Origin of the sequence: uncultured Boseongicola sp., assembly GCF_937988555.1 — a bacterium.
Classification (GTDB): Bacteria; Pseudomonadota; Alphaproteobacteria; order Rhodobacterales; family Rhodobacteraceae; genus Boseongicola.
This window is the reverse complement of sequence record NZ_CALJXO010000374.1, coordinates 1-24,894: the sequence shown is the minus strand read 5'-3', so window position 1 is coordinate 24,894 and position 24,894 is coordinate 1. Positions and strand designations below refer to the sequence as shown.

Here is a 24,894-nt window from a genome sequence, read left to right as displayed (position 1 = left end):
GATTTGTGACGGCCTGAGCAGAAATCGGCGATAGATTGCGTAGGCGTCGGTGTCGGGTTGTTGAGGTCGAGTGAAGAACTCCGCAACTTGTTGATCCAAAACGCACTCTGGTCGGTTGTAGGTCGCTTTACCAAAAGCTTTCAGAGGCAATCCGCGCCACAGGACCTGCTCGGCAGCCGTTGAATTCAAAGTTGCACCACGTTGCGCACGGTCCAAAAGCTGCGCCAGTTTACCGCCGGTCAATAAATGTGTGCGGTGTGCCATGCCGTGCTGTTTGGCAAGCTTTCGCACCAGTTGCGGCAGGTTCTCGCGACCATCTTCCAGTGGATGCGCCTTTACGACGAGGCGATGATCGGGAGGCGCGCCCTTCGCGAAACCGGCAAGAACCAGATCCAAAAAACCGCCTGACTTTCTAAGGTTGAACTTTCGCGAAAATTGACACTATCGGCCAATGAGCAAAGGACCACGTGGGATGGAAAGGTGGTACGGCGGATATGGGCTGTTGCGAACCTTCGCTTTCGTCGCCGTAATGGCATTGAGAGTAAGCGGCTCAGATATAGAGGAGAAAGTTCTCCGTTCGGTTCCGGCGTCCGGTGCGAGATGTAGCCCGGATAAGATCGCCATCCGGCGATCAATGCGGCGTGGAGGACCGCGCCCCGGAGCACGTGCTGACGCATATCGCACCAGGCATCTGTCGCGCGGGCCGGAATGGTGGCTCCGGCGGCGAGGGCCTCTTCCATCTTCACAAGTGTTAACGCATTCAGGGCCCATCTGCATTCATCCCGTCGCGCTCGGAAGTCACTCAATAGGGCCTGAGGTAGCCATCCTCAAACGCGTCGATTGTGATCTTGCGCGCCTTGGTCAATCGCCGCGCCGTCGCGTGAAAAGGCCGCGCCGCGCCATAGCAAACAAGGTCGGTTACCTCTGCGTCTAAGGTTTCATGGACAAATGCCTCTGAGCCATCCGGTCGCACTGGAAACGACCAATATCGCGGCAAGCCGCGCCAGATCAACGCGTCGCCTGCATTCAACGCAATCCGCGAAACATCCGCGCCCGTGCCTTGCAATGCCCGCGCCAACCGTTTGAAACGCGGTCCATGCGGGCCTTGCAGGAACAAGGAATGCCAAGGGCGAGTAGGCATTATATCTCGTTGAACATCTGGCCAAAAGCACGCTGTTACACTTGGGCGCCCTTGCGACAGCCGCGTCGGGGGTTTACCCCAAGATAACAACCGCGAGGAGCTTTGATCATGTTCACCGGCATCGTCACCGATATGGGAGAAATCCTCTCACTACGTCAAGAAGGTGACCTGAACGCCCGCATTGGAACGGTCTTCGATATCGACACGATCGACATCGGCGCCTCGATCGCCTGTGATGGAGTCTGTCTGACTGTCATCGCGGTGGGGGCCGAGCCAAGGAATTGGTTCGATGTCCAGATTTCGGCCGAAAGCGTGTCCAGGACTAACCTTGATACCTGGGCCATTGGACGCCGCGTGAATCTTGAGCGTGCCCTGAAAGTCGGCGACGAGCTTGGGGGCCACATTGTGTCAGGTCACGTAGACGGACTTGCGAAAGTAACGAAGGTTAACGACGAGGGCGACAGCACCCGCGTCACATTAACCGCACCCCTCGATCTTGCGCGCTTCATCGCCTCCAAGGGCTCGGTCACTCTGAATGGCACATCGCTTACCGTGAACGAGGTTGATGGCGCATCATTTGGGATCAATTTTATCCCTCACACAAAGGCCGTCACGACCTGGGGCCGCGTGGCGGTTGGCGATGCGGTGAACCTGGAAATCGACACACTTGCGCGATACGTCGCTCGTTTGGCGGAAACGCTGTGAGCAGTCTGGGCCACAACCGTGGTTCGACGATGGAAAAAGGTGGCGCATGGCGGCGCTATGCTTTGAACCGTGCGCGGGCCGATCTGTTGCCGGCACTTCCCTAGGAAGTGGCGCGCCGTCGGGTGCGCCGGGCGCGTAACCTTGGCATCGACTACAAGGTCTACGCCGGTATCCGTGCTGCCACCTGCCGAGATATTTTTGCCCTGATTTTCTCGTCCAGCGCCCTACGCCTGTTACGCGAAACCGCGAAAGTTGACGCAGAACGCGCCGAAAAAATACGCAAAACTATTGATATGCAGTCTTTCGCCCTGATGGACCTGCACCACCACCCTGCCACTGTAAAAAAAATAATCCGACCATTCTGCGCGCCGAGGTTGCGCCGTTCTGACCCAGACATGGGCCGAAACACGCGCGTGTATCTTTGACCTTAAGAGATCGATTCCGACCGACGGCGTCGTTTTCAACCGCGAAACAGCCTTTAAACACGAGTGGTCCGAGGCCGATCGCCTTTCAGGGTACCTGGCCGGCGACCGCTTCTTTTCCGCTGCACCTTGAGCGCGCGCCAACCCCGCTTCCCTCTGGCCTTCGCGCCAGCCTTCCGGTATGCGCAGGCGCAACCTGAACCGGACCTGACTTATGACCTTTGAAACCGCTGGACCCATCGAAGAAAACTGGCGCGATGCCGTGTCGTCGGTCGAGGAAATCCTCGAAGACGCCCGCAACGGCCGCATGTTTATCCTCGTTGATCACGAAGATCGCGAAAACGAGGGTGATCTCGTTATTCCGGCACAGATGGCCACTCCAGAAGCTATTAACTTTATGGCAACCTACGGCCGGGGCCTTATCTGCCTGACGCTGTCGGGCGAGCGTTGCGACGCCCTTGGTCTGCCGCTTATGGCGTCGCATAATTCGTCGCGCCACGAGACCGCGTTTACCGTGTCAATCGAAGCGCGCGAAGGCGTGACGACCGGGATCTCGGCACATGATCGCGCGCGCACCGTCGCCGTTGCAATCGACGCCGAAAAAACCGGGCAAGACATCGCGTCACCGGGCCATGTTTTCCCACTGCGCGCCCGCGACGGCGGCGTCCTCGTCCGCGCAGGCCACACTGAAGCGGCCGTCGATATTTCGCGCCTTGCGGGCCTGAATCCATCAGGTGTGATCTGCGAGATTATGAACGAAGACGGCACCATGAGCCGCCTGCCGGACCTTGTCGCCTTCGCCCAGAAACACAACATTAAAATCGGCACGATCAGCGACCTGATTGCCTATCGCCGTCGTCACGATAATCTCGTCGCAATCAGCCGCGAAGAGGCCGTTGTTTCGGAATTTGGTGGCGAGTGGATGATGCGCGTCTACACAGATACGGCCCACGGCGACGAGCATATCGTTTTGATAAAAGGCGATATTTCCGGCGAATCGCCCTGCCTTGTCCGGATGCATGCGCTTGATCCTGTTTTGGATATCATCGGTCTTGGCGCCAAAGGGCGCGCGGGCGAATTTGGCGATGCGATGAAGCTTATCGCGGACGAAGGTCGTGGTGTTCTTGTGCTTTTACGCGACACAACAATGAAGCTGGCGACCGAAGATAGTGTGTCGCCGCAGACGTTGCGCCAATACGGCTTGGGTGCGCAAATTCTGTCGTCGCTTAATCTTGGAGAACTCATCCTTCTGACCAATTCACCACAGCCAAAAATCGTCGGGTTAGAGGCGTATGGTCTCGAAATCGTTGGCACTCGCAGAATCTCGGAGATCGGTTGATGGCGGGACATTCCGACAATGACATGGAGTTGCCGACCTTCGCTGACCCGGTGAAAGTCGCCATCGTGATTGCGCCGTACTACACTAAAATATCCGACTCTCAGCTTGGCTCGGCGCGCGCAGTTCTGGACCGGGCAGGGGCGGCGCACGAGACCATCGAAGTGCCGGGTTCGCTTGAAATTCCGGCGGCCGTCGCGCTTGGGCATCGCATGTCGAACTTTGACGGCTTTGTCGCCCTAGGATGCGTGATCCGGGGCCGTACCAGCCACTATGACGTGGTGGTTAACGAAAGCGCGCGGGGCCTTATGCTTTTGGGGCTGCAGGGTGTCGCTGTTGGGAATGGTATCATCACGGTGGAAAACATGGAACAGGCGGAAGAACGCGCTGATACCGACCGTTTGGACACTGCAGGCGGGGCTGCTGCTGCTGCGCTTCACCTTATCGCTTTGGCGCGCCGCTTTGGGCAACCCAAGAAGAAAATTGGTTTCACGCAGGACATTCTCATGGCCGGTGACAGCGAAGGACCGACCACCGCATGACGACGACGAAACGGCAAATGAAGTCCGCAGCACGGCTCTATGCAGTGCAGGCATTGTTCCAGATGGAGGCTTCGGGCCAAACCGTTGAAAGCGTGCGCGAAGAGTTTGAAACGCATCGTTTTGGCGCGGAATATGACGGGGTCGAGCTTGCAGAAGGCGACGTTGCTCTTTTTGAGCGTCTGATCGCCGACGCGGTAAACTGGCAGGCGAAGATTGACCAGATGACCGACCGTGGTTTGGTGGCGAAATGGCCGATTAACCGGATTGACCCGACATTGCGCGCGCTTTTCCGTGCGGCGGGTGCCGAGTTGATCGAAGGCGAGGCGCCACCCAAAGTTGTGATCAATGAATTCGTCGACGTCGCCAAGGCTTTCTTCCCTGATGGACGCGAGCCGAAGTTTGTGAACGGAGTTCTCGATCACATGGCTCGCGAAGCCAAACCAGAAGCGTTTTAGGCGCTCGCTCGGTCAATCACATCTTTAACACTATGACTTTATGCGCGGTGTGCGTTTGGGTAATGCAACCTTACAATCGCGCACGCCTGCACGGATGCAATACCTACGTAGAGCCGACGTTGATATTTGACGGTAGAATATTACACGACAGTGCTTTAGCCGCTTTTTTCCCATCCCGAAAGCCTACTCAGACGACTGGTTTACCCGGTGTTCAGCAGTTTGGGATGTTTACAGCCAATCCACCCAATGCGGTTTCCTTGTACTTTTCACTCATATCCTGACCGGTTTGGCGCATCGTCTCGATCGCTGCATCCAGCGGCACAAAATGGGTCCCGTCACCGCGCAAAGCCAGGGATGCTGCTGAAACTGCCTTGATCGCGCCAAGCCCGTTGCGCTCGATACATGGTACTTGCACCAACCCTTTGACTGGATCGCAGGTCATCCCAAGGTGATGCTCCAAAGCGATCTCTGCGGCATTCTCGATATGCTCGGGCGAGCCCCCCAAGACTGCTGCCAACCCGGCTGCGGCCATCGCCGACGCGGAGCCGACCTCGGCCTGACACCCGCATTCGGCGCCTGAGATCGAGGCGTTAAACTTTACCAATCCGCCAATTGCTGCGGCCGTCAAAAGGAAGTCGCCGATCTGCTTTTCACTGGCTCCCGGAACGTGGTCCAGCCAGTAGCGGATCGTCGCCGGGATCACCCCGGCCGCGCCATTCGTCGGTGCGGTCACAACCTGTCCGCCAGCGGCGTTTTCCTCGTTCACCGCCATTGCATAGGTGCTTATCCAGTCGTTGATCACATGCGGCGCCGTCAGATTGCGGCCCCGTTCTTCTTCAAGCGCGCGACGTATTGCGGCGGCGCGCCGCTTCACTTTCAAACCACCCGGCAAGATGCCGTCACGTTCAAGCCCGCGATCCATGCAGGTCTTCATCACCTCCCAGATGCGCAACATTCCCGTATCCAAAACCGCCGCATTCATCCGTGAAACTTCGTTGGCGCGCTTCAGCTCGGCGATGCTGCGGCCAGCTTTTGCGCACATCTCAAGCATTTCGCTGGCCGATTTGAAGGGGTAGGGGACGGGGGCACCGTCATCGCTGTCCTTGCCTGAAGCAAGCTCGGCTTCGGTTAGCACAAAGCCCCCGCCGACCGAGTAAAACGTCTCCTGCAAGATCACATCGCCCTGTGCGTCTGTGGCCATCAGGATCAAGCCGTTGGCATGGCCTGAAAGTGCTGCGCCATAGTCGAACAACAGGTCTGCATCGGGATCAAAAGCCAGGCTCTGCAGCCCGGCCGGCGAGACCAACTTGGTTGCACGAACGTCGACCAATGCGGCTTCCGCTTTTTCAGGGTCGTAGGTGTCGGGCAGGAACCCCGCCAGCCCCAGAATGACCGCGCGGTCGGTCGCGTGGCCGACTCCGGTGAACGCCAATGACCCGTGAAGTGATGCGCGAAGTCCATGCGCCGTAAAGGGCGAGCCGCGTAACTGATCGAGGAATTGCGCCGCGGCCACCATCGGCCCCATCGTATGAGACGAAGACGGCCCGATCCCGACCTTGAACATATCAAATACCGATAAAAACATGATGCGCGTCTCCCTTGCTTACCCCTGATGCCCTGTTTGGCGCGCGCGTGAAAGCACGGCTGCGGCACCGAAGGCGCTGAATTCGGCGCAACTGCCCTCGCCACGCCACAAAAGGCTGTCTATAGAAAGGCAAATACCGATTGCAGGCGGGAGAGCGAGCCGTGTCAAAGCTGGAAGAGATCGCAGACGGGCTGGCCAAACGCGCATTGGATTTGGTCGAAAAAACTGGCGACGAGACCATCGAACGGCGGACTGCCGACGAGATTGGCGCACTGTCTCCAACCCTGCAAGAAGCCTATACGACGGCTGTCCGTATCCGGAAGGCCGAGCATCGCGCATCGCAGCTTCTCAATAAATATGACGCCGGTGAGCACATCCCCAAAGCGGCGATATCCTCGCAACCACAAGACTGAGGTGTAAGATCGCGCCCGGTGTTGGGTTAACTCAGATCGCGTGCGGCAGGCGTGCGACTTCAGATCGCGTTTGCGCCCCAGACCAGCAAAACCCCGAGAGCAATCGCGGCCAACCCGTAGGCGCGCCGCGTCTCGATTGGCGTGTCTGCGATGATCTTGATCAGGTCTTCCAAACGCGAAGGGGCCAGTGCGAACACCAGCCCCTCGAAGACAAGAACCAGGCCAAGACCCAGTAAAATCGTTGTCATTAGTTTCCGGTTCCACCGTCAGATTTCAGGAATTCGAAGAACTCGCTGTCAGGCGAGATCACCATTGTCGAATTTGAGCCCTGAAGTGCGTTCTCGTAAGCCTCCAGCGATCTGTAAAACCGGAAGAATTCCCGATCTGCGCCATAGGCCGCAGCAAAGATGCCGTTGCGTTCCGCATCCGCTTCACCGCGTACAATCTCGCTTTCGCGTTTTGCTTCCGAGACCAATTCGACCACGGTACGATCCGCTTGCGCACGAACCCGCGTCGCGGCTTCGGCACCACGCGCGATCTCGTCTGCGGCTTCCCGCTCACGTTCTGCACGCATACGGGCAAACGTCGCCTCAAGGTTCTGCTCGGGCAGATTTGTTTGCTTCAGGCGGACGTCGACAACGTCGAGGCCAAGGGCCCGAGCTCGCAGTTGCGCAAGGTCTCGAATACGCACCATCAGACTGGCGCGATCAGAGGACAGGATCGTATTCGACGTAACACCAGCCGAACCCAGAACCGCCCTGATCTGCGTTTGCAGGATCGAGGCCAGCCGGTCTTCAGCCGCTCGCAGGCCGCCGACACCAACCGCCTGACGGAACTGGATCACATCTGCGATCCGGTAACGTGCAAACGCGTCGACGACGAGACGTCGGTCATCCGAAGGGGTGACTTCGATCGGAGGCGTGTCCAGCGAAAGGATACGGTCGTCGTAACGCACGACTTCCTGAATGAACGGGATTTTAAACGCCAACCCCGGCTCTTCCTTCACGTCGCGGATTTGACCAAACTGAAGGATAAGGGCCTTCTCGCGTTCGTCCACTATGAAAACCGAAGATAGGATTGCGATGAGGCCAAAGACGCCAGCGACTAGAATAATTGTTCCGGCACGCATATCAGTTACCTCCCGTCGATGGGGTGCGACGCAAATCGTTCAGTGGCAGGTAGGGCACAACACCCTGTCCGTTTGGACCGCCAACGCCTTCGTCGAGAATGATCTTTTCGACATCACCAAGAACCTTCTCAAGGGTCTCGATATAAAGACGACGACGCGTCACTTCTGGCGCCAGCTGGTATTCTTGCAAAACGGCCGTAAAGCGACTTGCCTCACCCTGTGCTTCGTTCACAACGCGCGCACGATAACCTTCGGATTCTTCCAAAACCTGCGCCGCTTCACCACGGGCTCCCGCCACAACAGTATTGGCATAGGCGTCAGCCTGTCGTTCCAGCCTATCGCGTTCTTGTTCAGCTGCCTGAACTTCGCGGAAACTGTTGATCACTTCGCCAGGCGGGTCAGCTTTGTCTAGGTTGACGCGGATAATATTGATGCCGGCGTCGTAGCTATCCAACGTGGTCTGGATCAATTCAAAGGCGTCCTGCTCAACCTGGCCACGATCACGGTTCAGAATTGGCGCAAGCTCGCTTCCGGCAACAATTTCGCGCATCGCTGATTCCGACACTGAGCGAACCGTCTGTTGAGGATCGCGCAAGTTGAACAAGAATTTCGCCGGGTCGTTGATATTCCAGACAACTTGAAAATCGATGTCAATGATGTTTTCGTCCGTCGTCAGCATCAGTCCATCGCCGCCCGAAGACCCTGAACGACCCATGCCGATGTCTTCCGACTGCTCTCGCGTCACAGGAATGACTTCTGCGATGACCAGCGGCCAAGGCGCAAAGTTCAGGCCCGGATTGCCGGTGGCCGAATATTTGCCAAGGAACAATTCCACCGACTGCTCTTCAGGGCGCACCGTGTAAAACGACTGGAACGCCCAGAGGGCGACCACAGCCACCAGACCAAGCCCAATGGTGCCGCGTGTCAGCTTTGGCCCTTGGCCACCGCCGCCACCGCCGACGCCGTTCGGGCCATTTCCGCCACCGCGACCGCCCATAAGGACGCGCAGTTGCTCCCGGCCTTTTTTCATAATCTCTTCAATTTCGGGGATTTGCGGTCCGTCCTGTCCGGGACGCCGTTCTGGGCGACGATCGTCGCCGTCGTCGTCATCGCCGCCTCCGCCAGAGCCGCCGCCCCAAGGTCCGCCATTGTTATTGGCCATGTAAGGTCATTTCCCTATTTTTTTCCGTTTCTATCGCTTGCAACGCTACCTGATGCTTAAAAGGGTATATTTCAAGCGCTTCTAACAGGGTTTTGCATCGTTACCAGTTCTTCTGACATCGTCGGGTGCACCGCAACGGTGCGATCAAAGTCCTCTTTGGTTAGGCCTGCCTTGATTGCAATGCCCACCATCTGGATCAATTCGCCGGCGCCCTCTGCGACGATCTGACAGCCCAGCACCGTGCGTTTTTCTTTCGATACGATCAGCTTCATCAATACGCGGTCCGGTCTTTCGGCGAAAGCCGTGCGCATTGGGCGGAAAGACGTGCAATAAACGTCGATCGTTTCGATTTCGCGGGCCTGTTCTTCGGTCAGACCCACAGTGCCAAGTTCAGGCTGCGTGAAGACAGCCGAGGCGACCAACTCGTGATCGGGCTTTGTCGGGTTGTTCTTGTAGACGGTCTCGGTGAACGCCATGCCCTCGCGGATTGCCACAGGGGTCAACTGAATGCGATCGGTCACATCCCCAATGGCATAGATGTTCGACACAGCTGTCTTTGAATACTCATCGACCTCGATTGCACCGCGACGGTTGATATTGACGCCAAGCGCTTCCAGCCCAAGGCCATGCGAGTTCGGCGCGCGCCCGGTGGCAAACATCACTGCATCAAATACGCGGGCATCGCCGTTCGTGGCCTTCACCCAAACTGGCTTGCCAACGGCATCCGCGCTGGCCTCTGGCACAGGCTCATGAGCTGGCACCCGCATGTCGGGGTCAGCGTCGGCAGCGCTCCGCATCTCTACACTATTGGTGCCAAGGTGAAGGTTGATCCCCTTCTCCTGCATCATTTCGGCCACCAGACCGCGCGCCTCGTCATCAAAGCCCCGCAAGATCTGAGCACCGCGATAATACTGCGTCACGTCCACGCCAAGACCATTTAAAATACAGGCAAATTCGCTTGCGATGTATCCACCGCCGATAATGAGTATCGATTTCGGCAAAGTCTCCATGTTGAAAATGTCGTCTGACACCAAACCAAGACGCGCATTCGGCTGTTCCGGGCGCACAGGACGCCCGCCAGTGGCCACAAGGATGGTTTCGGCCGTTACAGTGTTGCCGTTCGACAACGCCGCCGTGTGGGCGTCCGCCATCGTCGCGCGGGCATCATGGATCGTCACACCCGAGCCGTTCAGCAGATTGCGATAGACCTTTTCCAGCCGGTCAAGCTCGCGATCAAGCTTGGCGCGAAACATTTTCCAGTCGAATTCGCCTGCCATCGCGCTCCAGCCATATTGCTGCGCCAGAGCCGCGCTTTGGCGAAATTCGCTTGCAAAAACCATAAGTTTCTTCGGCACGCAGCCCCGGATGACGCAGGTGCCACCCATCCGGCTGTCTTCGGCCAAGGCAACTTTCGCACCAGTTGCCGCAGCAGTACGCGCAGCCCGCACACCACCCGAGCCACCCCCGATGACAAAGAGATCAACGTCATAGCTCATCGCGATTATACTCCGTCGTCCCGAAAGACGTTTTCAACAGGCTCTGGCAGGAACTGAGCCGTATCGGTCTCGCCCGAATTGATGTCGTAGGTTTCGACAGTGCCGTCCCCGTGTCCGGTGACGATCACATCGCAAATATCTATGAACAGCCCGTTTTCAACCACACCGGGCACCTGATTAAGGATCAGTGCCAACTGCCGCGCATTCCCGATCCGCCCCAGATGCAGATCAAGAATATGGTTGCCTTCATCGGTTACGAACAAGTCATCGCCCGCCATCCGAGGCGTCGATGTGTTGCCCATAACATCCAAACCGTTCAACATTTCTTCCAAAAGAAGTTGCGTGGTCGGCATACCAAATGCCAGAACTTCGACGGGCAGGGGAAAGGCGCCCAAGGTGGCTACTTTCTTCGTCGAATCCGTGATGACAATCATCCGGTCTGAAGCGGTCGCGACGATTTTTTCCTGCAACAAGGCTCCGCCGCCGCCTTTGATCAGGTTCAGCTCGTCGTCATATTCGTCCGCGCCATCAATCGTCAGATCAAGCCATTTCACTTCGTTCAGCGAAGACACTTTGATGCCTGCGTCCGTGGCCTGCTTTGAGGTCTGCGAAGATGTGGCTACCGCCGTGATGTCCAACCCCTCGTCGCGCACGCGTTCCCCAAGACATTTCACCAGCCACGCGGCTGTCGATCCGGTTCCAAGACCAACGCGCATGCCTGATTTTACGAAGGCGCTGGCACGCTTGGCCGCGGCGAATTTAGCGATGTCGATCGGGGAGAGATTGGTAGACATGGGCAGGCTCCGGATGCGGTCGCCGCCTTATATGGACATTGGAAGCCAAGCGCGAGGGGGGAAGGTGATTTTCCCTCTCGCCAGCGGCGTCATGCTTTGTTAGAGAGCGCGCGGTATGCGGGTGTGGCGGAATTGGTAGACGCACTTGGTTTAGGTCCAAGCGCCGCAAGGCGTGGGGGTTCGAGTCCCTTCACCCGCACCACCGTCGTTTTTGCAAGGCGAAACGACGACTTACCTTTGCCATCAGTACAAACGGCAGTCGTTTCGCGGAAACGACAAGAGCGCTCCTCAAAAGCGCGCCCCTCCACCTTTCTCCAACGCCTCTATGCTATTCCATCCGCCAATCGCTCCTGCCTGATGCCCCTTCCAAAATAACGCCCCCACCGAACGGTGGTTCGCAAATGGCGCAACGCCCCGGCAAAGCGACATAATGTGATCCACACCCAGACATCTGACAGCTCAGATCACCCTGACACCCATCAGCCCGCGCCGCACAGACAGCAAAGCCTGCCCAGCGCCCGAGCGGGCTTTGCGCTTTGGTGCATCTTCGCTCCATACTTGCGCGCCACGTCCAAGCCCGCTTTTACTATTGCGGCATCACACCCCCCTTTCGGCTTGCAACCTAAGCCCCTCTTGCCTAGAAGGGCCGCTGAATTTCCGCCTGCCCGGACTGCGCCGGTTGGGCAATCTAAGAGGTAAGACATGCAGGTCACCGAGACCCAGAACGAAGGGCTGAAGCGCGGCTACAGCATCACTATCACAGCCGCCGAGCTTGAAGCCAAGGTAAGCGAAAAACTGACCGAAGCCGCTCCCGACATTGAAATGAAGGGCTTCCGAAAAGGTAAAGTCCCGATGGCCCTGCTGAAAAAGCAGTATGGTCCGCGTGTTCTGGGCGAAGCCATGCAGGAAAGCGTCGATGGCGCGATGTCCAAGCACTTTGAGGATTCCGGCGATCGCCCAGCGATGCAGCCCGAAGTCAAAATGGCCAACGAGGACTGGAAAGAAGGCGACGACGTCGAAGTCAACATGAGCTACGAAGCTCTTCCAGCGATACCGGACGTTGATTATAGCAAGATCAAGCTTGAAAAGCTGGTCGTGAAGGCTGACGGCGCGTCCATCGAGGAAGCGCTGGCGTCGCTTGCTGAGAACGCCCAGAACTTTGAAGATCGCAAGAAGACTTCGAAAGCCAAAGATGGCGATCAGGTTGTGATCGACTTTCTCGGTAAGGTCGACGGCGAAGCCTTTGAAGGTGGCGCTGCCGAGGATTTCCCGCTTGTCATTGGGTCCGGGCAATTTATTCCAGGCTTTGAAGAGCAGCTTGTCGGAGTGAAAATCGGCGACGAGAAGGCGGTAGAGGTCACCTTCCCCGAGGAGTACGGCAACGCCGACCTCGCCGGAAAGCCTGCGATCTTCGACGTGACTGTGAAAGCGGTCAAGGAACCAAAGCCTGCTGAGATTGACGATGAGCTTGCCAAGAAGTTCGGCGCCGACGATCTGAACGCGCTGAAAGCGCAGGTTACCGAGCGTCTTGAAGCCGAATACACTGGTGCGTCTCGCGCGATTATGAAGCGGGGTCTTCTGGACGCGCTTGATAAAGCTGTCAGCTTCGACCTTCCGGCGTCCCTTGTTGAAGCCGAAGCCGGACAGATCGCGCATAGCTTGTGGCACGAGGAAAACCCTGACGTTCAGGGCCATGACCACGACAATGTCGAGCCGACCGAGGAGCACAAAAAACTAGCCGAGCGCCGTGTACGTCTGGGTCTTTTGTTGGCCGAGGTTGGGCAGAAGTCCGAAGTCGAAGTGACGGACGCTGAAATGACCCAGGCGGTCATGAACCAGGCGCGTCAGTACCCGGGTCAGGAGCGGCAGTTCTTCGAATATGTCCAGAAAAACCCGCAGATGCGCCAGCAACTACAAGCGCCGATCTTCGAGGACAAAGTCGTCGATCACATGTTTGAGCATGTGAAGACCAGCGAGAAAGAGGTCTCGAAAGAGGACCTTGAAAAAGCGGTTGAAGCCTTGGAAGATGATATTTGATCACGTTTCAAGCTGATTGAAATGCAAAAGGCCGCCCAGATTTGGGCGGCCTTTTTGTTTGGGCGAGGCTGATATCTAAGAGCAGCGGCTCAGATGGAAAAGCGTCGCTATCTCGGCTCGCGTCGTGGTTTCTTTACGCTTCATGACTTTGACGTGTGGGTTCGGACGGCCTACGGACACCCATCCCCGGTAAGTCTGGAAGAGGCCGGTAGAAACAACGAAGTATAGGTAGCTTTTGATGTCCATGCGCGTGGCGCAGGCGATTGTCTCGCAGATTTTCATTTTATTTTCACTCTTAAGAACAACAACTGGTTACCCTTTCCTTATGGCCGGTGAACCGGGCCAAATTGCGGCGCGTTTCGTCTATTTTTCGTATAGTTTGATAGTGGGGCATTCGCTATTGGAAACACTGTGTTTGTGCCGCGTCCGATGATTGCCCAGATCAAAACATGGAAAAATCCAAGCCATTCTGTTAAGACTAAACCGTAAACGGTAAATTATTGCGAGTGAGGTATGTTATGTTGGACATGCAAGAAGATCTCAAAAACGACATTTGTGACCGGTTGAACCGTGGTCCTTTGGACCCGTCACATCTTGTTGAAGTGATAAAATCTTTAAGTCCGGCCGAGCTTGCCGAGATTGAAGATGATCTGGATTTTGCGCAGTTCACTGGGGTGCAATCTGACCGCATCCAAGCCTTGATTGCGCGCCTTGCCGCCCCGTTGTTAACCAAGGCGGCTTAATCCTCATTAAAGCGGCTTGCCCGAAAACGCCTGAACCCTAATCCCCGCATTTTCCAACTCGGCCCTGACCTCGCGCGCAAGATTGACGGCGTGTGCGCTGTCCCCGTGCACACAAATTGTGTCGATCCGCGTCTTCAAACGCGTTCCGTCAGATGTCAAAATCGCGCCCGCTTCGACCATAGCAACCATCCGTTTCGCTGCCTCGTCCGCCTCATGGATCATCGCACCGGGCAGGCCGCGGTCAACCAATGTTCCGTCTGCATTGTAAGCGCGATCTGCAAATATTTCGCCCGCCCAAGCGCAGCCAAGATCGCGTGCAACCCGCTCCATTGCCGTCGCGGCCAGCCCCATGATGATGATGTCCGGTGCGACGTCCAGCGCGGCTTCGTAGCAGGCGCGCGCAAGTTCAGCGTCGATTGATGCCATGTTGGAAAGCGCGCCGTGCAGCTTCAGATGCCGGACCGATCCGCCGGCCGCGCGTGCCATCGCTTGGGCCGCCCCGATCTGATACTTCACCTGATTTGCCAAGGTTTCGCGGGGCACATCCATGCGGTGACGCCCAAACCCGCGCAGGTCGTCAAACCCCGGATGCGCGCCAATCCCGACCCCATTCGCAACTGCCAATCCCATGGTTTTTGCCATGATATCAGCGTCTCCTGCGTGAAAGCCGCAGGCGATATTTGCCGAACTTACGACCTGCAACAAAGCGCCATCATCGCCCATAGCCCAGGTTCCAAAACCTTCGCCCATGTCTGAGTTCAGATCGACGGATGATACCATTTTTACGCTCCTGTTGCTTTGCATGCGCAGATCACCCAAACGGCGCGGTCTTGGCAAGTGGCTTGGTTAATTCACCTCACCGGTGATCAGTTGCAGAACCGACGGCCCGATATCTTCGACAATCAAAGTCACACCGGCAGCATTTGGATGGATGCCGTCGCCCTGCATGAACGTCGCGATCGTCGCGGCGCGATCTGCCTGTGACGTAAGTGCATTTAGGAAATTGGGATGAAGCGACACGCCGTACTTGGCTGCAAGATCAGGATACATCGTGTCAAAATCCGCCTTGTAATCCGCGCCGTAGTTCATCGGCGCTTCCATGCCCACAAGAAGGACATCCAGATCGTGCGCGGAGGCGATGCTTAAGATGCCATCAAGATTTTCTCGACTGGCGTCGGGGTCCATGCCCCGCAACAGATCGTTGCCGCCAAGCGCGATGATAAGGACGTCGACATCGGGCGTCAAAGTCCATTCGATCCGGGAAAGGCCGCCCGCAGTTGTGTCACCAGAGACGCCCGCGTTAATTAATGTTACTTCGACGCCCTGGGAAATTAACCAACTTTCCAATTGTGGAACAAACCCTTCGTTCGCCACAAGACCAAAGCCCTGCGTAAGGCTGTCGCCGAGCGCCGCAATCGTCACGGGGTTGGCAAAAGCAAGGCCGGTGGATGAAAAGACAATCAATCCGACGTTGCGAATATCGCGTATTACACCATATGCCTTTCTAAGCCTTTGCATCGGAGCATGATGAATGACGGAAGCGATCTTGTCCCTGAAAGACGCCACCTTGTCGCTGGACGGCAATGCGGGGCGCGTTGCCATTCTAAAAGGCATCACGCTTGATATTGGGCGCGGCGAGACGGTTGGGCTTGTTGGTCCGTCGGGGTCAGGCAAATCATCGCTCCTTATGCTCATGGGCGGACTGGAACGTGCCTCAAGCGGGTCGGTTGTGGCGCTGGGCCACGATCTGACATCGCTCGGCGAGGACGCATTAGCCCGCTTCCGCAGAGGGCATATGGGCGTGGTGTTCCAGTCTTTCCACCTAATTCCGACAATGACCGCCCTTGAAAATGTGGCGACACCTTTGGAATTGGCTGGCGTGCACGATGCGTTCGAGCGCGCGAGGGCCGAACTTGAGGCCGTCGGTCTTGGCAACCGCGTGGATCACTATCCAGCGCAAATGTCGGGCGGCGAACAACAGCGTGTCGCTCTGGCGCGCGCTGCCGCACCGCGACCCGACATCCTTTTAGCCGACGAACCAACCGGCAATCTTGACGGGATTACGGGGCAGGCGATCATGGATTTGCTGTTCGGCCTGCGCGACAGGTATGGCGCGACTTTGGTGCTGGTCACCCATGCGCCTGAGCTTGCCGAACGCTGTGATCGGGTGATCCGGCTTCAGGACGGGACATTGTCTTCAGATGAACATGCAAAGGCCGCCGAATGAGCCTGGCTATTGCTGGCAGAATTGCGCGGCGCGAACTGCGCGGTGGCCTGAAGGGCTTTCGCGTTTTCCTTGCCTGTCTGGCGCTGGGCGTCGGCGCAATTGCCGCGATCGGCAGCGTGCGCGAGAGCATTCGTGGCGGTTTGGACCGCGAAGGCGCAGTCATATTGGGTGGCGATGCAGCGCTTCAGTTAACCTATCGCTTTGCGGACACGGACGAGCGCGCGTGGATCGACGCCAGTGCTGAAGCGGTCTCGGAAATGGTCGATTTCCGATCACTCGCCGTGTTCAGATCTGGCGAAGTAGCGGAGCGCGGATTAACACAAGTTAAGGGCGTGGATTCGGCCTATCCGCTTTACGGTGCAGTGACTTTGGACCCTGTCATGCCGCTTGAAGCTGCGCTGGGCATCACGAACGCCGTCCCCGGCGCTGTGATGGATCCTGTATTGATCGCACGACTGGGAATGAAGGTCGGCGAGACGTTTCGCCTGGGCGAACAGGATTTTCGTCTGACCGCCGCCCTGATCCGCGAACCAGATTCTGCAGCGTCCGGTTTTGCCCTTGGACCGAGAACACTTGTACGCACCACGGCACTGGAAAACAGCGGCCTGATACAGCCCGGCACCCTGTTTGAAACGGAATACAAGCTGCGGCTGACAGAGGGCGTCGATCTTGATGCGCTAAGACTAGAAGCCAAAGGCGAAATCACCGGGGCCCGTTGGCGCGACAAGCGAAACGGAGCGCCGGGGATCGCGGAATTCGTTGACCGTCTGGGCTCGTTTCTGGTGCTGGTCGGGCTTGCCGGCCTTGCCGTGGGCGGCGTTGGTGTGTCGTCAGCGGTGCGCGCGTACCTCAGCGAAAAGACTGAAGTCATCGCAACTTTGAAAACACTGGGTGCCGAAAGCCGCACGATATTCTTAAGCTATTTCATTCAGATAGGCGTCCTGACCGTGCTGGGTGTGACGCTTGGCCTGATCTTGGGGGCGATCGTCCCGATCTTTTTTGCGCCGCTCATTGAGGCGCGTTTGCCAGTTCCCGCAGCCGTCACGCTTTATCCGATGCCGTTGGTCGAAGCCGGGATTTACGGGGTGTTGGCGGCGCTAATTTTCACCATCTGGCCGCTTGCGCAAACCGAAGATGTGCGCGCCGCCACGCTGTTTCGCGATGCCGGCGGTGCCGGGCAGGGGTGGCCCCGGTGGCGCTGGATCGGCTTGACGCTTTTCCTGTTTGTTTTGCTGGTGGCCCTTGCGGCACAGTTTTCTGGTTTGGGTGGTTTGACGGTCTGGTCGGCTTTCGGTCTGGCGGTGTCTTTCATCGTTTTGGTGGGGGCGGCTTGGGCCGTCCGCTTGATTGCGCGCCGTCTAGCCAGTGCGCGCGCGCTGCGGGGGCGCAGCGCGGTACGTCTGGCACTTGGGTCGGTTGGCGGTCCTGGCGGCGAGGCCGTTTCGGTGGTTCTGTCACTTGGCCTTGGCCTGACTGTTCTGGCGGCGGTCGGGCAGATTGACGCTAACCTTCGCGGCGCCATCGCGCGCGATCTTCCCGAGATCGCGCCGTCCTTTTTCATGGTCGACATCCAGCCTGGGCAACTTGACGCGTTCACCGACGGGCTTGAGGCAAACCCGGCCGTTTCCAAAGTGCAAAGCGCGCCGATGTTGCGTGGAATCATAACGAAGATTAACGACCGCCCCGCGTCCGAAGTTGCAGGCGATCACTGGGTCCTTCAGGGTGACCGCGGTGTGACCTATTCGGCCGAAGCGCCCGAAGATGCGGTTGTGACGCATGGGGCGTGGTGGCCGTCTGATTATACCGGTCCGCCGCAAGTCAGCTTCGCCACGGAAGAGGCTCTTGAGATGGGGATTTCTCTGGGCGACGACATCACGGTGAACATCTTAGGCCGTGACATCACGGCCGAAGTCACAAGCCTGCGCGAGGTCGATTTTTCGACCGCCGGTATCGGGTTCATCATGTCGATGAACCCCTCGGCCCTGCAGGGGGCGCCTCACAGCCACATCGCGACCGTCTATGCCGAAACCGAAGCCGAAGGAGCCATCCTGCGCGACGTCTCGAACACCTATCCCAACATCACCGCAATCCGCGTGAAGGACGCCATCGAGCGGGTTAGCGAAGTTCTGGCGGGCATTGCTGCGGCCATCACCTATGGGGCATTGGCCACGCTTGTGACGGGCGGCATCGTATTGATCGGGGCGGCGGCCGCGGGCGTGCGTGCGCGCACTTACGAGGCGGCAATCTTGACGACAGTTGGGGCGTCGCGACGCACGATCCTTACAAGTTTCGCGCTGCGATCCGCGCTTTTGGGGGTCGCCGCCGGAAGCGTCGCCATCGTGGCGGGCGGACTTGCGGGATGGGCTGTGATGACCTTCGTCATGGATACTGATTTTATCTTTGAGCCGGTATCGGCCCTGTTGATCGTCATCGGAGGCGTGATCGCAACCCTGGTTGCGGGCCTTGCCTTTGCATGGGGGCCACTGGCTGCCCGCCCCGCGCAGGTTTTGCGAGCGCGCGAATAATACGGTGTATTGGACGGCGTTCTTTGGCGTATTTCGCAAAAGATGAACGCGCAGGTCTGGACAAATCCGGCACGCGCGCCATGCTTCCACACAGATAAATCTTGGGGAGAGTACAATGAAACTGACGATGACAAGCACCGTCGCGTTCATGCTATCTACTGGCGTTGCAATGGCCGGTGGCCACTGTGCGGCAGGGAAGACATTAAACGATGACGTGCTGACTGTTGCGACTGGAAATCCTGCTTATTATCCGTGGGTTATGGATGATTCGCCGGAAGCGAAAGCCGGGTTTGAGGCGGCCGTTGCATATGCCGTTGCGAACCGGATGGGCTTTGAGGACGGGCAGGTTGTCTGGGTCCGGTCGTCGTTCGATCAGGCGATCCAGCCCGGCGCGAAAAACTTCGATTTCAACCTTCAGCAATTCTCGATCACCGAAGAGCGTGAAGAGATCGTTGATTTCTCGTTGCCCTATTATTCGGCCGCGATGGCTGTCGTCACGCGCCAACCGGTTGTGGAAAGGGGCGCCGAGGCCTCGCTTGCTTCGCTGAAAGGCCTTTTGTGGGGTGCACATGCGTCGACCACGGCGGTGCCAATGCTGGCAGCGATTGTTCAGCCGGACGCGGATCCGCTGCTTTATGGTGACAACGCCGACGTCGTCGAAGCGATGAAGGCAAATCAGATTGACGCGGCAGTGATGGACCTGCCGACAGCCCTGTTTACGGCTGGTGTCTTGTTGGATGACGGCGTGGTTCTGGGCCAGTTCCCACCCGATCGGAGCGACAACCCCGACCAGTTTGGTCTGTTGATGGAAGAGGGTAACCCATTGAAAGAATGCGTCGATGCGGCCTTGGCTGAGTTGACCGAGGATGGCACGTTGGCTGCGATCGAAGCTGAGTGGCTGGCCGAAGCCACAGGTGTTCCGGTCATCGAATAAATGACCCAAGCCGATATTGACGGCCCGGACGCCACGGCTCCGGGCCTGACCCGCCGACAAGTCTACGAGGCACGAATACGCCGTCGCTCCATGATTGTGGCGGCGACATCCACCGCAACGGTGATGCTTGCTTTGTTCCTTCTGATTCCGCTTGCCCCGGGGTGGGAGGGCGTGAAGAAAAGCTTCTTCAACGCGGACGTGTTTTCCAAGACATTTCCCGGCCTTATCGAGGCTTTCCTTCTGGATGTGGCGATCTTTGCGTGGTCCGCCCCGTTAATCTTTCTGCTTGGTTTGTTAATCGCATTGTGCCGCGACGCGCGCTCGCCTGCACTTTATCCGTTGCGGCTTTTTGGCATCCTTTACACTGATATTTTTCGCGGTGTTCCGGTCATTTTGGTGATCTATCTGATCGGGTTTGGCATTCCGGGTCTTGGACTGCCGCGCCCTTGGAATTCGCCCTACATCTGGGGCACCGTGGCATTGGTTCTGACCTATGCCGCCTACGTTGCTGAGGTGCTTCGATCCGGCATTGAGAGCATTCACCACAGTCAGCGCGCGGCGGCGGCGTCGCTTGGGCTTGGTCACGGCGACACCATGCGTTTTGTGATCTTGCCGCAAGCGATACGGCGTGTTGTGCCCGCGAACATGAACCTTTTCATTGCGTTACAGAAGGATGTCGCCTTGTTAAGCTTCATCGGCCCGGTTGAGATTTTTCGCCAAGCGGGCGTTTACAAATCGCTTCTGGCAAACTTCACGCCCTATGTAGGTGCTGCGCTAATCTTTCTTGCAGTCACTGTGCCGGCGACGCGGTACGCGGATTATCTGATGACCAAGCAGGCACGGGCGCGAAGCTGATGGCAAAGCTTGATTTGCAAGGTGTCACCAAGCGCTTTGGCGACAACGTTGTCTGCCGTGCGATTGATCTGACAATCGGGGACGGCGAAATGGTCTGTCTGATCGGCGCTTCAGGGTCGGGGAAGTCGACGTTGTTAAGATGTATGAACCTGCTTGAACCGATTGATGATGGGGTGATCCTTTTGGATGGCAGTGACATCGCCGAGCCGGGCCTTGACCCGCAGCCCATTCGCCAGCGCATAGGAATCGTTTTTCAGAGCTTTAATTTATTTCCGCACATGACGGCTGTCGAGAACGTCATGCTGGCCCCGCGCCGGGTGCACAATCGCAGCCGCGAGGCGCTTTTGCCTGAGGTCACCGAATTGTTCATGCGTTTTGGTTTGGCCGATCGGATGGCGCATTATCCCGACCAATTATCGGGTGGCCAGCAGCAGCGCGTTGCCATCGTACGCGCACTTGCGATGAAGCCCGAGATCATGCTGTTTGACGAGATTACCAGTGCTTTGGACCCCGAATTGGTCGGCGAAGTGTTGGATGTTTTGCGTGCGCTTCGTGAGGCTGGAATGACGATGGTTTTGGCCACGCACGAAATGGGGTTTGCCCGCGAATTGGCTGACAAAGTTTGCTTTCTTGACGACGGCGTGATCCTTGAAGAAGGCCCTCCGGAACAACTCTTTACGGCCCCCAAAAAAGAACGAACGCGGTCGTTTTTGTCGCGCGTGCTTTAAGGGCGAACAGTTTTCAGTGCGAAAGGCGGCGATGGGCTCTTGACGGCTTTGGCACAAGGTTCTACCTAGCCCTCGCTTTTGGCGGAGTAGCTCAGGTGGTTAGAGCAGCGGAATCATAATCCGCGTGTCGGGGGTTCAAGTCCCTCCTCCGCTACCAAAACCTCCCTTTTATGTCAGTGGTTAGGCCAAAACTACGTTTCATAAATGCTACTCATTATCGCCCTGGGTGACAATTTGGGGAACAGCTGACGGATTGTGCGGGTTTCCGGAGAATGATTCACAAAAGCTGGACGAGAATACTTTGATGGTGTGATGTACATTTTCGGTTTCAAAACTCAAATCCTAGAAAATCCTGTTCTTGCCTATGGGCAGTTTGAAACGGCTTCCAGCTGGACTTTTTAGACTCTTGGCGAACCGAAAACTAGAACCAGAAATGCTAGCATTTGCAGGACGACGGCGCGCTGTTGTTGCTGTCTCGCGCAAGCTGGCGGTCCTGCTGCATCGCATGTGGACTGAAAATACGGAATTCCGTTCGGAAGAGGTGGAGGGTATCAAATGATTTAAGCCGACCCAAAACCTTACCAAACGGGATCGTCCTTTCCGGACGAGGTCTGTTCCCTCTCGGGCATGTAAACATGCCCTGTCAGGTAATAGATGAAGCCGAATATGGCTGCTGCGCACCGAGAAGCGCAAGACGAAGCAAGGCTCTCCACAACCAATCCGACACATGGATGCAGCGGTGCCGCAAAGGCACCAATCAGACTGCGAAGAGACGCGTGACCCGGATAAGTACGATGCCAAATCAATCAAAGGGCGTTGTCACATTAACTCAATAATCGGCAGATTTCGTCTTTTTGATGGGGCTTGAAGTCTGCTAAGTCTGTGAACCCGTATTCCCCAAGTGGCTCCCGATTTGACTGTTTATCGGCCCAGCCGCTCGACCTTCTCTCCGGCTCTCCCCATGCCACCCCAAATCGGATGCGCGGCCACCGCGCACCCTTTGGTCACAATTAGCCGACTGGCGGCTTATAAGCGCCGACGGCTTTTCCGGCCATCGCCATCGCCGCCATCGCGTCATCAACCGACATCAGTTTGGTCGTATGGGCCTTGGATATTGACCCGCCCGCCCCAACCGCCATCGCCCCGGCGGCCATCATTTTGTCATCGGGCCCTTCAATCAAACAAACGGCGTCATAGTCGCCAAAACTGAAATACATTTCATGCAGCTTACCGCCGAGCGCATTGACGAGACTGGCCGCTGCGGCCTTGCGGTCGCTTGGGCTGGTGATCATCGCTTTTGCGGCTTCGGCAGTATAGGATAGTTGAAACAGATACATAGGCATGGCTTTTCTCCCCCAGAATTGGTTATTCCGACATTCCCCAAGTGGCCTGCCGCTCGGCGTCAATTTTGTCTGATCTTGCCGCCAGATCAAGTGTTTTGGGCTCCCAGCCTCGACTGCAATCGTCAGAGCGCTCGAATGTGGGCGGATCAGACCGCGAATGCGCGTCACCTTGGTCATTCGGCCACGTTTTGCAGCGCGGCGAACGGACCTGTCTTGCCGCGTTCGTTCGGTTTTCGCCAATTTCGAGGTCACGCACATGACGGCGGCACCCGCAATCGGTGAATGGCGGCAAGGATGGCCCTGACCATTGGGCCGGTCACACCGCGACCTCGGCGAATTGGAAGGTGATGGCGCGGGCGTGACGCACCACACGGGCACCGATCTTGATCAGCTTGAGCTGCAAGCTGGTCAACGACCAGTCGGCCATGGCTTCGGGCAGCTCGATGCAACGCAGGATGGTTGCCAGGTTGTAGGCCAGTGCGTGAGGCTGTAGCCTCACCTCGTTGTCATGGAACCTCTTGCACGACAGCCTCATCCAGCAGAAGGCGTGCTTTGGCTTCCTTGATGTGCTGCTCAGCGGTGCCACGTTGGTTGTAGAAGCGGGTAACGCACTCCGGCTCCATCGGCAGGTTGGTGACGATGAAGCCAACCTTTGGGAACAACTCGCCCAGATGCCATTCGATCTTGGCGATGACGCGGCGCTCCTCGTCCCAGCTTTGTGCCTGGTAATGGAAGTCTTCGAAGAACCGTTTGACCTTGGTCAGCGAAGGACGTCCGACCGGCCGGGTAAGCCGGTGCACGATCTTCTCGCGCAGGACGGCATTGGCGGGCAGCCGGATGACGTAGAAGTAGCCCGCCTCTTCAAGCTCTGCGTAGATCGCGGGGCTGGCATAGGCGGCATCGGCGCTGCAAGAAGCGGCCACCAAGCTTGCGGCCAGCGTAGCGGGCGATTGCCGGGTCGAGCACATCCTGCCAGCCGTCGGCGCTGTGGACGTTGCCGTGCCGCAGGGCGCAGCGTTCCAGCATTCCGAACTGGTTGAACACAAAGAGCGGATGGTACCAGGTGCAGTCGAAATGCCCGTTTCAAGCGGTGCCCTCTTGCTCGCCTTGGGTCGGGCTGACCGAACTGTCCATGTCCAGCGTGATAAATTTCAGCTCATTGCGGTCATGAAACCGGTCAATCCACTGACCGTTCAGATCGGCCAGCGCCGCCCGGTTCTCCGGTAGGGCCAGCGTCTCGGTCTCGAAGCGACCCATCTGCGTGGCTGACGCAGCTTGAGTGTCGACAGCAGGGCCACCCACGATCTGGCGCATGACCGGATCAAGGGCCAGCCGGTCGGCGTCGTTGACGTCCTCGTAGCCCGCTCGCCTGCCATAGACCGATTCCCGGAACTGGCCATCGAGCCGGTGTGTCGTGTTCTTTCCCCCGCGGTTGTCAGACAGCACGCACGACGCAAGATCAGACAGCCCGAGCGCGTCATCCAGGTCACCCACCACCAAGAGGCCGCCATCCGAACTGAGCTGTGTGCCGCGAAATTCTAAGCGCACCCGGCGGTCAAAATTCCCCCGATCACCCCGCTCGGAACCCGCACCCTCTGGGTGACCCAAAAAACCCGTCCTTCATCTTCTGTAATGCAATGAAATATATAGAAATTGTGGCGTTCGAGACAGCAAAATTAGCGAATTACTTGGGGAATGTGGGTTGAAATCCAGCAACACGCATTTTGAGAAACTTCAATATTTTGACTTGGAAAAGTTAATGTGACAACGCCGACAGCACCCAGTCACCGGCTGTTACTAACTCTCACGGTCCGAATTTATGCCAAGCCTGCTGACAAGGCGGTGATGACCAGATCGCGGAGACGGTGAGCCAGGGGGCTGGTGTTACCCGATTTTCGCTGGATGAGGTGATAGGGGGAGATAATTATGGATTGGCGAACAGCGATCGTTTTCATGCCGCCGGCCCCAGATTTGCGGATCAAATCCGCAACTTCACTTGAGACGGGCGAGATCGAATCCGACGTCTGGAGATAGGCGATCATTACGAGCAGGGACGTTGTATTGACGATCTCTTCCGGGAGCGCAATTGCCTGGGCGATGAAGGCTTCTTCAACCGCTTGGCGCATCGGTGTTCCCGCTGGCTGGATGACCCAAGTGTATCCGTCCAAATCCTGCAAAGATGGCTGATCAATTTTCAACAAGGGATGACCGGGCCTGACTAGGAACTCTACGGTCTCAACTCTACCTTGGAAGATTTCAAACTGTCGCGCATCCAGATCGGGGGGGATACGGGAAAGTATTAAATCATAGTCGCCACTCATA

Annotated in this window: 24 protein-coding genes, 2 tRNA genes and 2 pseudogenes; 14 read left to right on the top strand and 14 right to left on the bottom strand. The window is 57.4% G+C overall.

The window, feature by feature from the left end; genetic code table 11:
• Both Q1B15_RS22305 and Q1B15_RS22300 read right to left on the bottom strand, forming a co-directional pair.
• Positions 1-396 (bottom strand): annotated as a pseudogene (locus tag Q1B15_RS22305) (capsule biosynthesis protein CapA); the annotation flags it as partial.
• Between the two features lie 406 nt (positions 397-802).
• Positions 803-1,141, bottom strand: coding sequence for a hypothetical protein (locus Q1B15_RS22300; protein WP_299758227.1), 339 nt, complete (start codon positions 1,139-1,141; stop codon positions 803-805).
• 108 nt (positions 1,142-1,249) lie between these two features.
• On the opposite strand from Q1B15_RS22300, the gene Q1B15_RS22295 reads away from it, so the two are divergent.
• The 4 genes from Q1B15_RS22295 to nusB all read left to right on the top strand — a co-directional run bounded on the left by Q1B15_RS22295 (position 1,250) and on the right by nusB (position 4,601).
• Positions 1,250-1,846 carry a riboflavin synthase gene (locus Q1B15_RS22295; RefSeq protein WP_299758225.1) on the top strand — a complete coding sequence of 199 codons (597 nt, stop codon included), beginning with the start codon at positions 1,250-1,252 and terminating at the stop codon, positions 1,844-1,846.
• A 636-nt stretch (positions 1,847-2,482) separates the two neighbouring features.
• Positions 2,483-3,607, top strand: coding sequence for a 3,4-dihydroxy-2-butanone-4-phosphate synthase (ribB, locus tag Q1B15_RS22290; protein ID WP_299758223.1), 1,125 nt, complete (start codon positions 2,483-2,485; stop codon positions 3,605-3,607).
• A complete protein-coding gene (locus tag Q1B15_RS22285; protein WP_299758221.1) occupies positions 3,607-4,146 on the top strand; it encodes a 6,7-dimethyl-8-ribityllumazine synthase in 540 nt (179 codons plus the stop codon). Before ribB ends, Q1B15_RS22285 begins: the two co-directional genes overlap by 1 nt.
• Positions 4,143-4,601: a transcription antitermination factor NusB gene (nusB, locus tag Q1B15_RS22280; RefSeq protein ID WP_299758218.1), complete on the top strand. Its 459-nt coding sequence runs from the start codon at positions 4,143-4,145 to the stop codon at positions 4,599-4,601. The genes Q1B15_RS22285 and nusB overlap by 4 nt, the downstream gene beginning before the upstream one ends.
• A gap of 211 nt (positions 4,602-4,812) precedes the next feature.
• Here nusB and Q1B15_RS22275 read toward each other — a convergent pair whose 3' ends face one another.
• The gene (locus tag Q1B15_RS22275; protein ID WP_299758216.1) at positions 4,813-6,186 is read right to left on the bottom strand and encodes an L-serine ammonia-lyase; all 1,374 of its coding nucleotides are present in this window, start codon (positions 6,184-6,186) and stop codon (positions 4,813-4,815) included.
• A 161-nt stretch (positions 6,187-6,347) separates the two neighbouring features.
• On the opposite strand from Q1B15_RS22275, the gene Q1B15_RS22270 reads away from it, so the two are divergent.
• Positions 6,348-6,599 carry a hypothetical protein gene (locus tag Q1B15_RS22270; protein ID WP_299758213.1) on the top strand — a complete coding sequence of 84 codons (252 nt, stop codon included), beginning with the start codon at positions 6,348-6,350 and terminating at the stop codon, positions 6,597-6,599.
• A gap of 59 nt (positions 6,600-6,658) precedes the next feature.
• Here Q1B15_RS22270 and Q1B15_RS22265 read toward each other — a convergent pair whose 3' ends face one another.
• The 5 genes from Q1B15_RS22265 to rpiA all read right to left on the bottom strand — a co-directional run bounded on the left by Q1B15_RS22265 (position 6,659) and on the right by rpiA (position 11,180).
• Positions 6,659-6,847 carry a DUF2065 domain-containing protein gene (locus Q1B15_RS22265; RefSeq protein WP_299758211.1) on the bottom strand — a complete coding sequence of 63 codons (189 nt, stop codon included), beginning with the start codon at positions 6,845-6,847 and terminating at the stop codon, positions 6,659-6,661.
• Positions 6,847-7,728, bottom strand: coding sequence for a protease modulator HflC (locus Q1B15_RS22260; protein WP_299758209.1), 882 nt, complete (start codon positions 7,726-7,728; stop codon positions 6,847-6,849). Before Q1B15_RS22260 ends, Q1B15_RS22265 begins: the two co-directional genes overlap by 1 nt.
• Before the next feature lies 1 nt (position 7,729).
• Positions 7,730-8,890 carry an FtsH protease activity modulator HflK gene (gene hflK, locus Q1B15_RS22255; protein WP_299758207.1) on the bottom strand — a complete coding sequence of 387 codons (1,161 nt, stop codon included), beginning with the start codon at positions 8,888-8,890 and terminating at the stop codon, positions 7,730-7,732.
• Positions 8,891-8,961: 71 nt separating this feature from the next.
• Positions 8,962-10,386, bottom strand: a complete 1,425-nt coding sequence (gene gorA, locus Q1B15_RS22250; protein ID WP_299758205.1) for a glutathione-disulfide reductase — start codon at positions 10,384-10,386, stop codon at positions 8,962-8,964.
• Between the two features lie 5 nt (positions 10,387-10,391).
• Positions 10,392-11,180 carry a ribose-5-phosphate isomerase RpiA gene (rpiA, locus tag Q1B15_RS22245; RefSeq protein WP_299758202.1) on the bottom strand — a complete coding sequence of 263 codons (789 nt, stop codon included), beginning with the start codon at positions 11,178-11,180 and terminating at the stop codon, positions 10,392-10,394.
• A gap of 117 nt (positions 11,181-11,297) precedes the next feature.
• Between rpiA and Q1B15_RS22240 the strand changes: the two genes are divergently transcribed.
• Positions 11,298-11,382, top strand: a tRNA-Leu gene (locus Q1B15_RS22240).
• Positions 11,383-11,882: 500 nt separating this feature from the next.
• Positions 11,883-13,217 (top strand): trigger factor, encoded by a 1,335-nt coding sequence (gene tig, locus Q1B15_RS22235; protein ID WP_299758199.1) that lies wholly within the window; start codon positions 11,883-11,885, stop codon positions 13,215-13,217.
• A 75-nt stretch (positions 13,218-13,292) separates the two neighbouring features.
• On the opposite strand, the gene Q1B15_RS22230 is transcribed toward tig, so the two are convergent.
• Positions 13,293-13,499, bottom strand: a complete 207-nt coding sequence (locus Q1B15_RS22230) for a hypothetical protein (protein ID WP_299758196.1) — start codon at positions 13,497-13,499, stop codon at positions 13,293-13,295.
• A gap of 236 nt (positions 13,500-13,735) precedes the next feature.
• On the opposite strand from Q1B15_RS22230, the gene Q1B15_RS22225 reads away from it, so the two are divergent.
• Positions 13,736-13,960 (top strand): hypothetical protein, encoded by a 225-nt coding sequence (locus tag Q1B15_RS22225; RefSeq protein WP_299758193.1) that lies wholly within the window; start codon positions 13,736-13,738, stop codon positions 13,958-13,960.
• Between the two features lie 6 nt (positions 13,961-13,966).
• Here the strand turns inward: Q1B15_RS22225 and Q1B15_RS22220 are convergent, their stop codons facing one another.
• Positions 13,967-14,740, bottom strand: coding sequence for a 5-oxoprolinase subunit PxpA (locus Q1B15_RS22220; RefSeq protein WP_299758190.1), 774 nt, complete (start codon positions 14,738-14,740; stop codon positions 13,967-13,969).
• Between the two features lie 66 nt (positions 14,741-14,806).
• Positions 14,807-15,478: an arylesterase gene (locus Q1B15_RS22215; RefSeq protein WP_299758187.1), complete on the bottom strand. Its 672-nt coding sequence runs from the start codon at positions 15,476-15,478 to the stop codon at positions 14,807-14,809.
• 13 nt (positions 15,479-15,491) lie between these two features.
• Here Q1B15_RS22215 and Q1B15_RS22210 point away from each other — a divergent pair, with 13 nt between their 5' ends.
• From Q1B15_RS22210 to Q1B15_RS22185, 6 genes are all read left to right on the top strand, one after another.
• Complete coding sequence (locus Q1B15_RS22210; protein WP_299758185.1) at positions 15,492-16,187, top strand: ATP-binding cassette domain-containing protein; 696 nt, start codon at positions 15,492-15,494, stop codon at positions 16,185-16,187.
• Complete coding sequence (locus Q1B15_RS22205; protein ID WP_299758182.1) at positions 16,184-18,712, top strand: FtsX-like permease family protein; 2,529 nt, start codon at positions 16,184-16,186, stop codon at positions 18,710-18,712. Before Q1B15_RS22210 ends, Q1B15_RS22205 begins: the two co-directional genes overlap by 4 nt.
• A gap of 115 nt (positions 18,713-18,827) precedes the next feature.
• A complete protein-coding gene (locus Q1B15_RS22200) occupies positions 18,828-19,646 on the top strand; it encodes an ABC transporter substrate-binding protein (RefSeq protein WP_299758179.1) in 819 nt (272 codons plus the stop codon).
• A complete protein-coding gene (locus Q1B15_RS22195) occupies positions 19,647-20,501 on the top strand; it encodes an amino acid ABC transporter permease (protein WP_299758176.1) in 855 nt (284 codons plus the stop codon).
• Positions 20,501-21,229, top strand: coding sequence for an amino acid ABC transporter ATP-binding protein (locus Q1B15_RS22190; protein ID WP_299758173.1), 729 nt, complete (start codon positions 20,501-20,503; stop codon positions 21,227-21,229). Before Q1B15_RS22195 ends, Q1B15_RS22190 begins: the two co-directional genes overlap by 1 nt.
• Positions 21,230-21,309: 80 nt before the next feature.
• Positions 21,310-21,386 (top strand) — tRNA-Met (locus Q1B15_RS22185).
• Positions 21,387-22,239: 853 nt separating this feature from the next.
• On the opposite strand, the gene Q1B15_RS22180 is transcribed toward Q1B15_RS22185, so the two are convergent.
• The 3 genes and pseudogenes from Q1B15_RS22180 to Q1B15_RS22170 form a co-directional block, all read right to left on the bottom strand.
• Positions 22,240-22,572: a GYD domain-containing protein gene (locus Q1B15_RS22180; protein ID WP_299758170.1), complete on the bottom strand. Its 333-nt coding sequence runs from the start codon at positions 22,570-22,572 to the stop codon at positions 22,240-22,242.
• 248 nt (positions 22,573-22,820) lie between these two features.
• A pseudogene (locus Q1B15_RS22175) lies at positions 22,821-24,180 on the bottom strand (IS1380 family transposase).
• Between the two features lie 209 nt (positions 24,181-24,389).
• Positions 24,390-24,894: LysR substrate-binding domain-containing protein (locus tag Q1B15_RS22170; RefSeq protein ID WP_299758167.1), on the bottom strand; the 505-nt coding region annotated here is incomplete at its 5' end.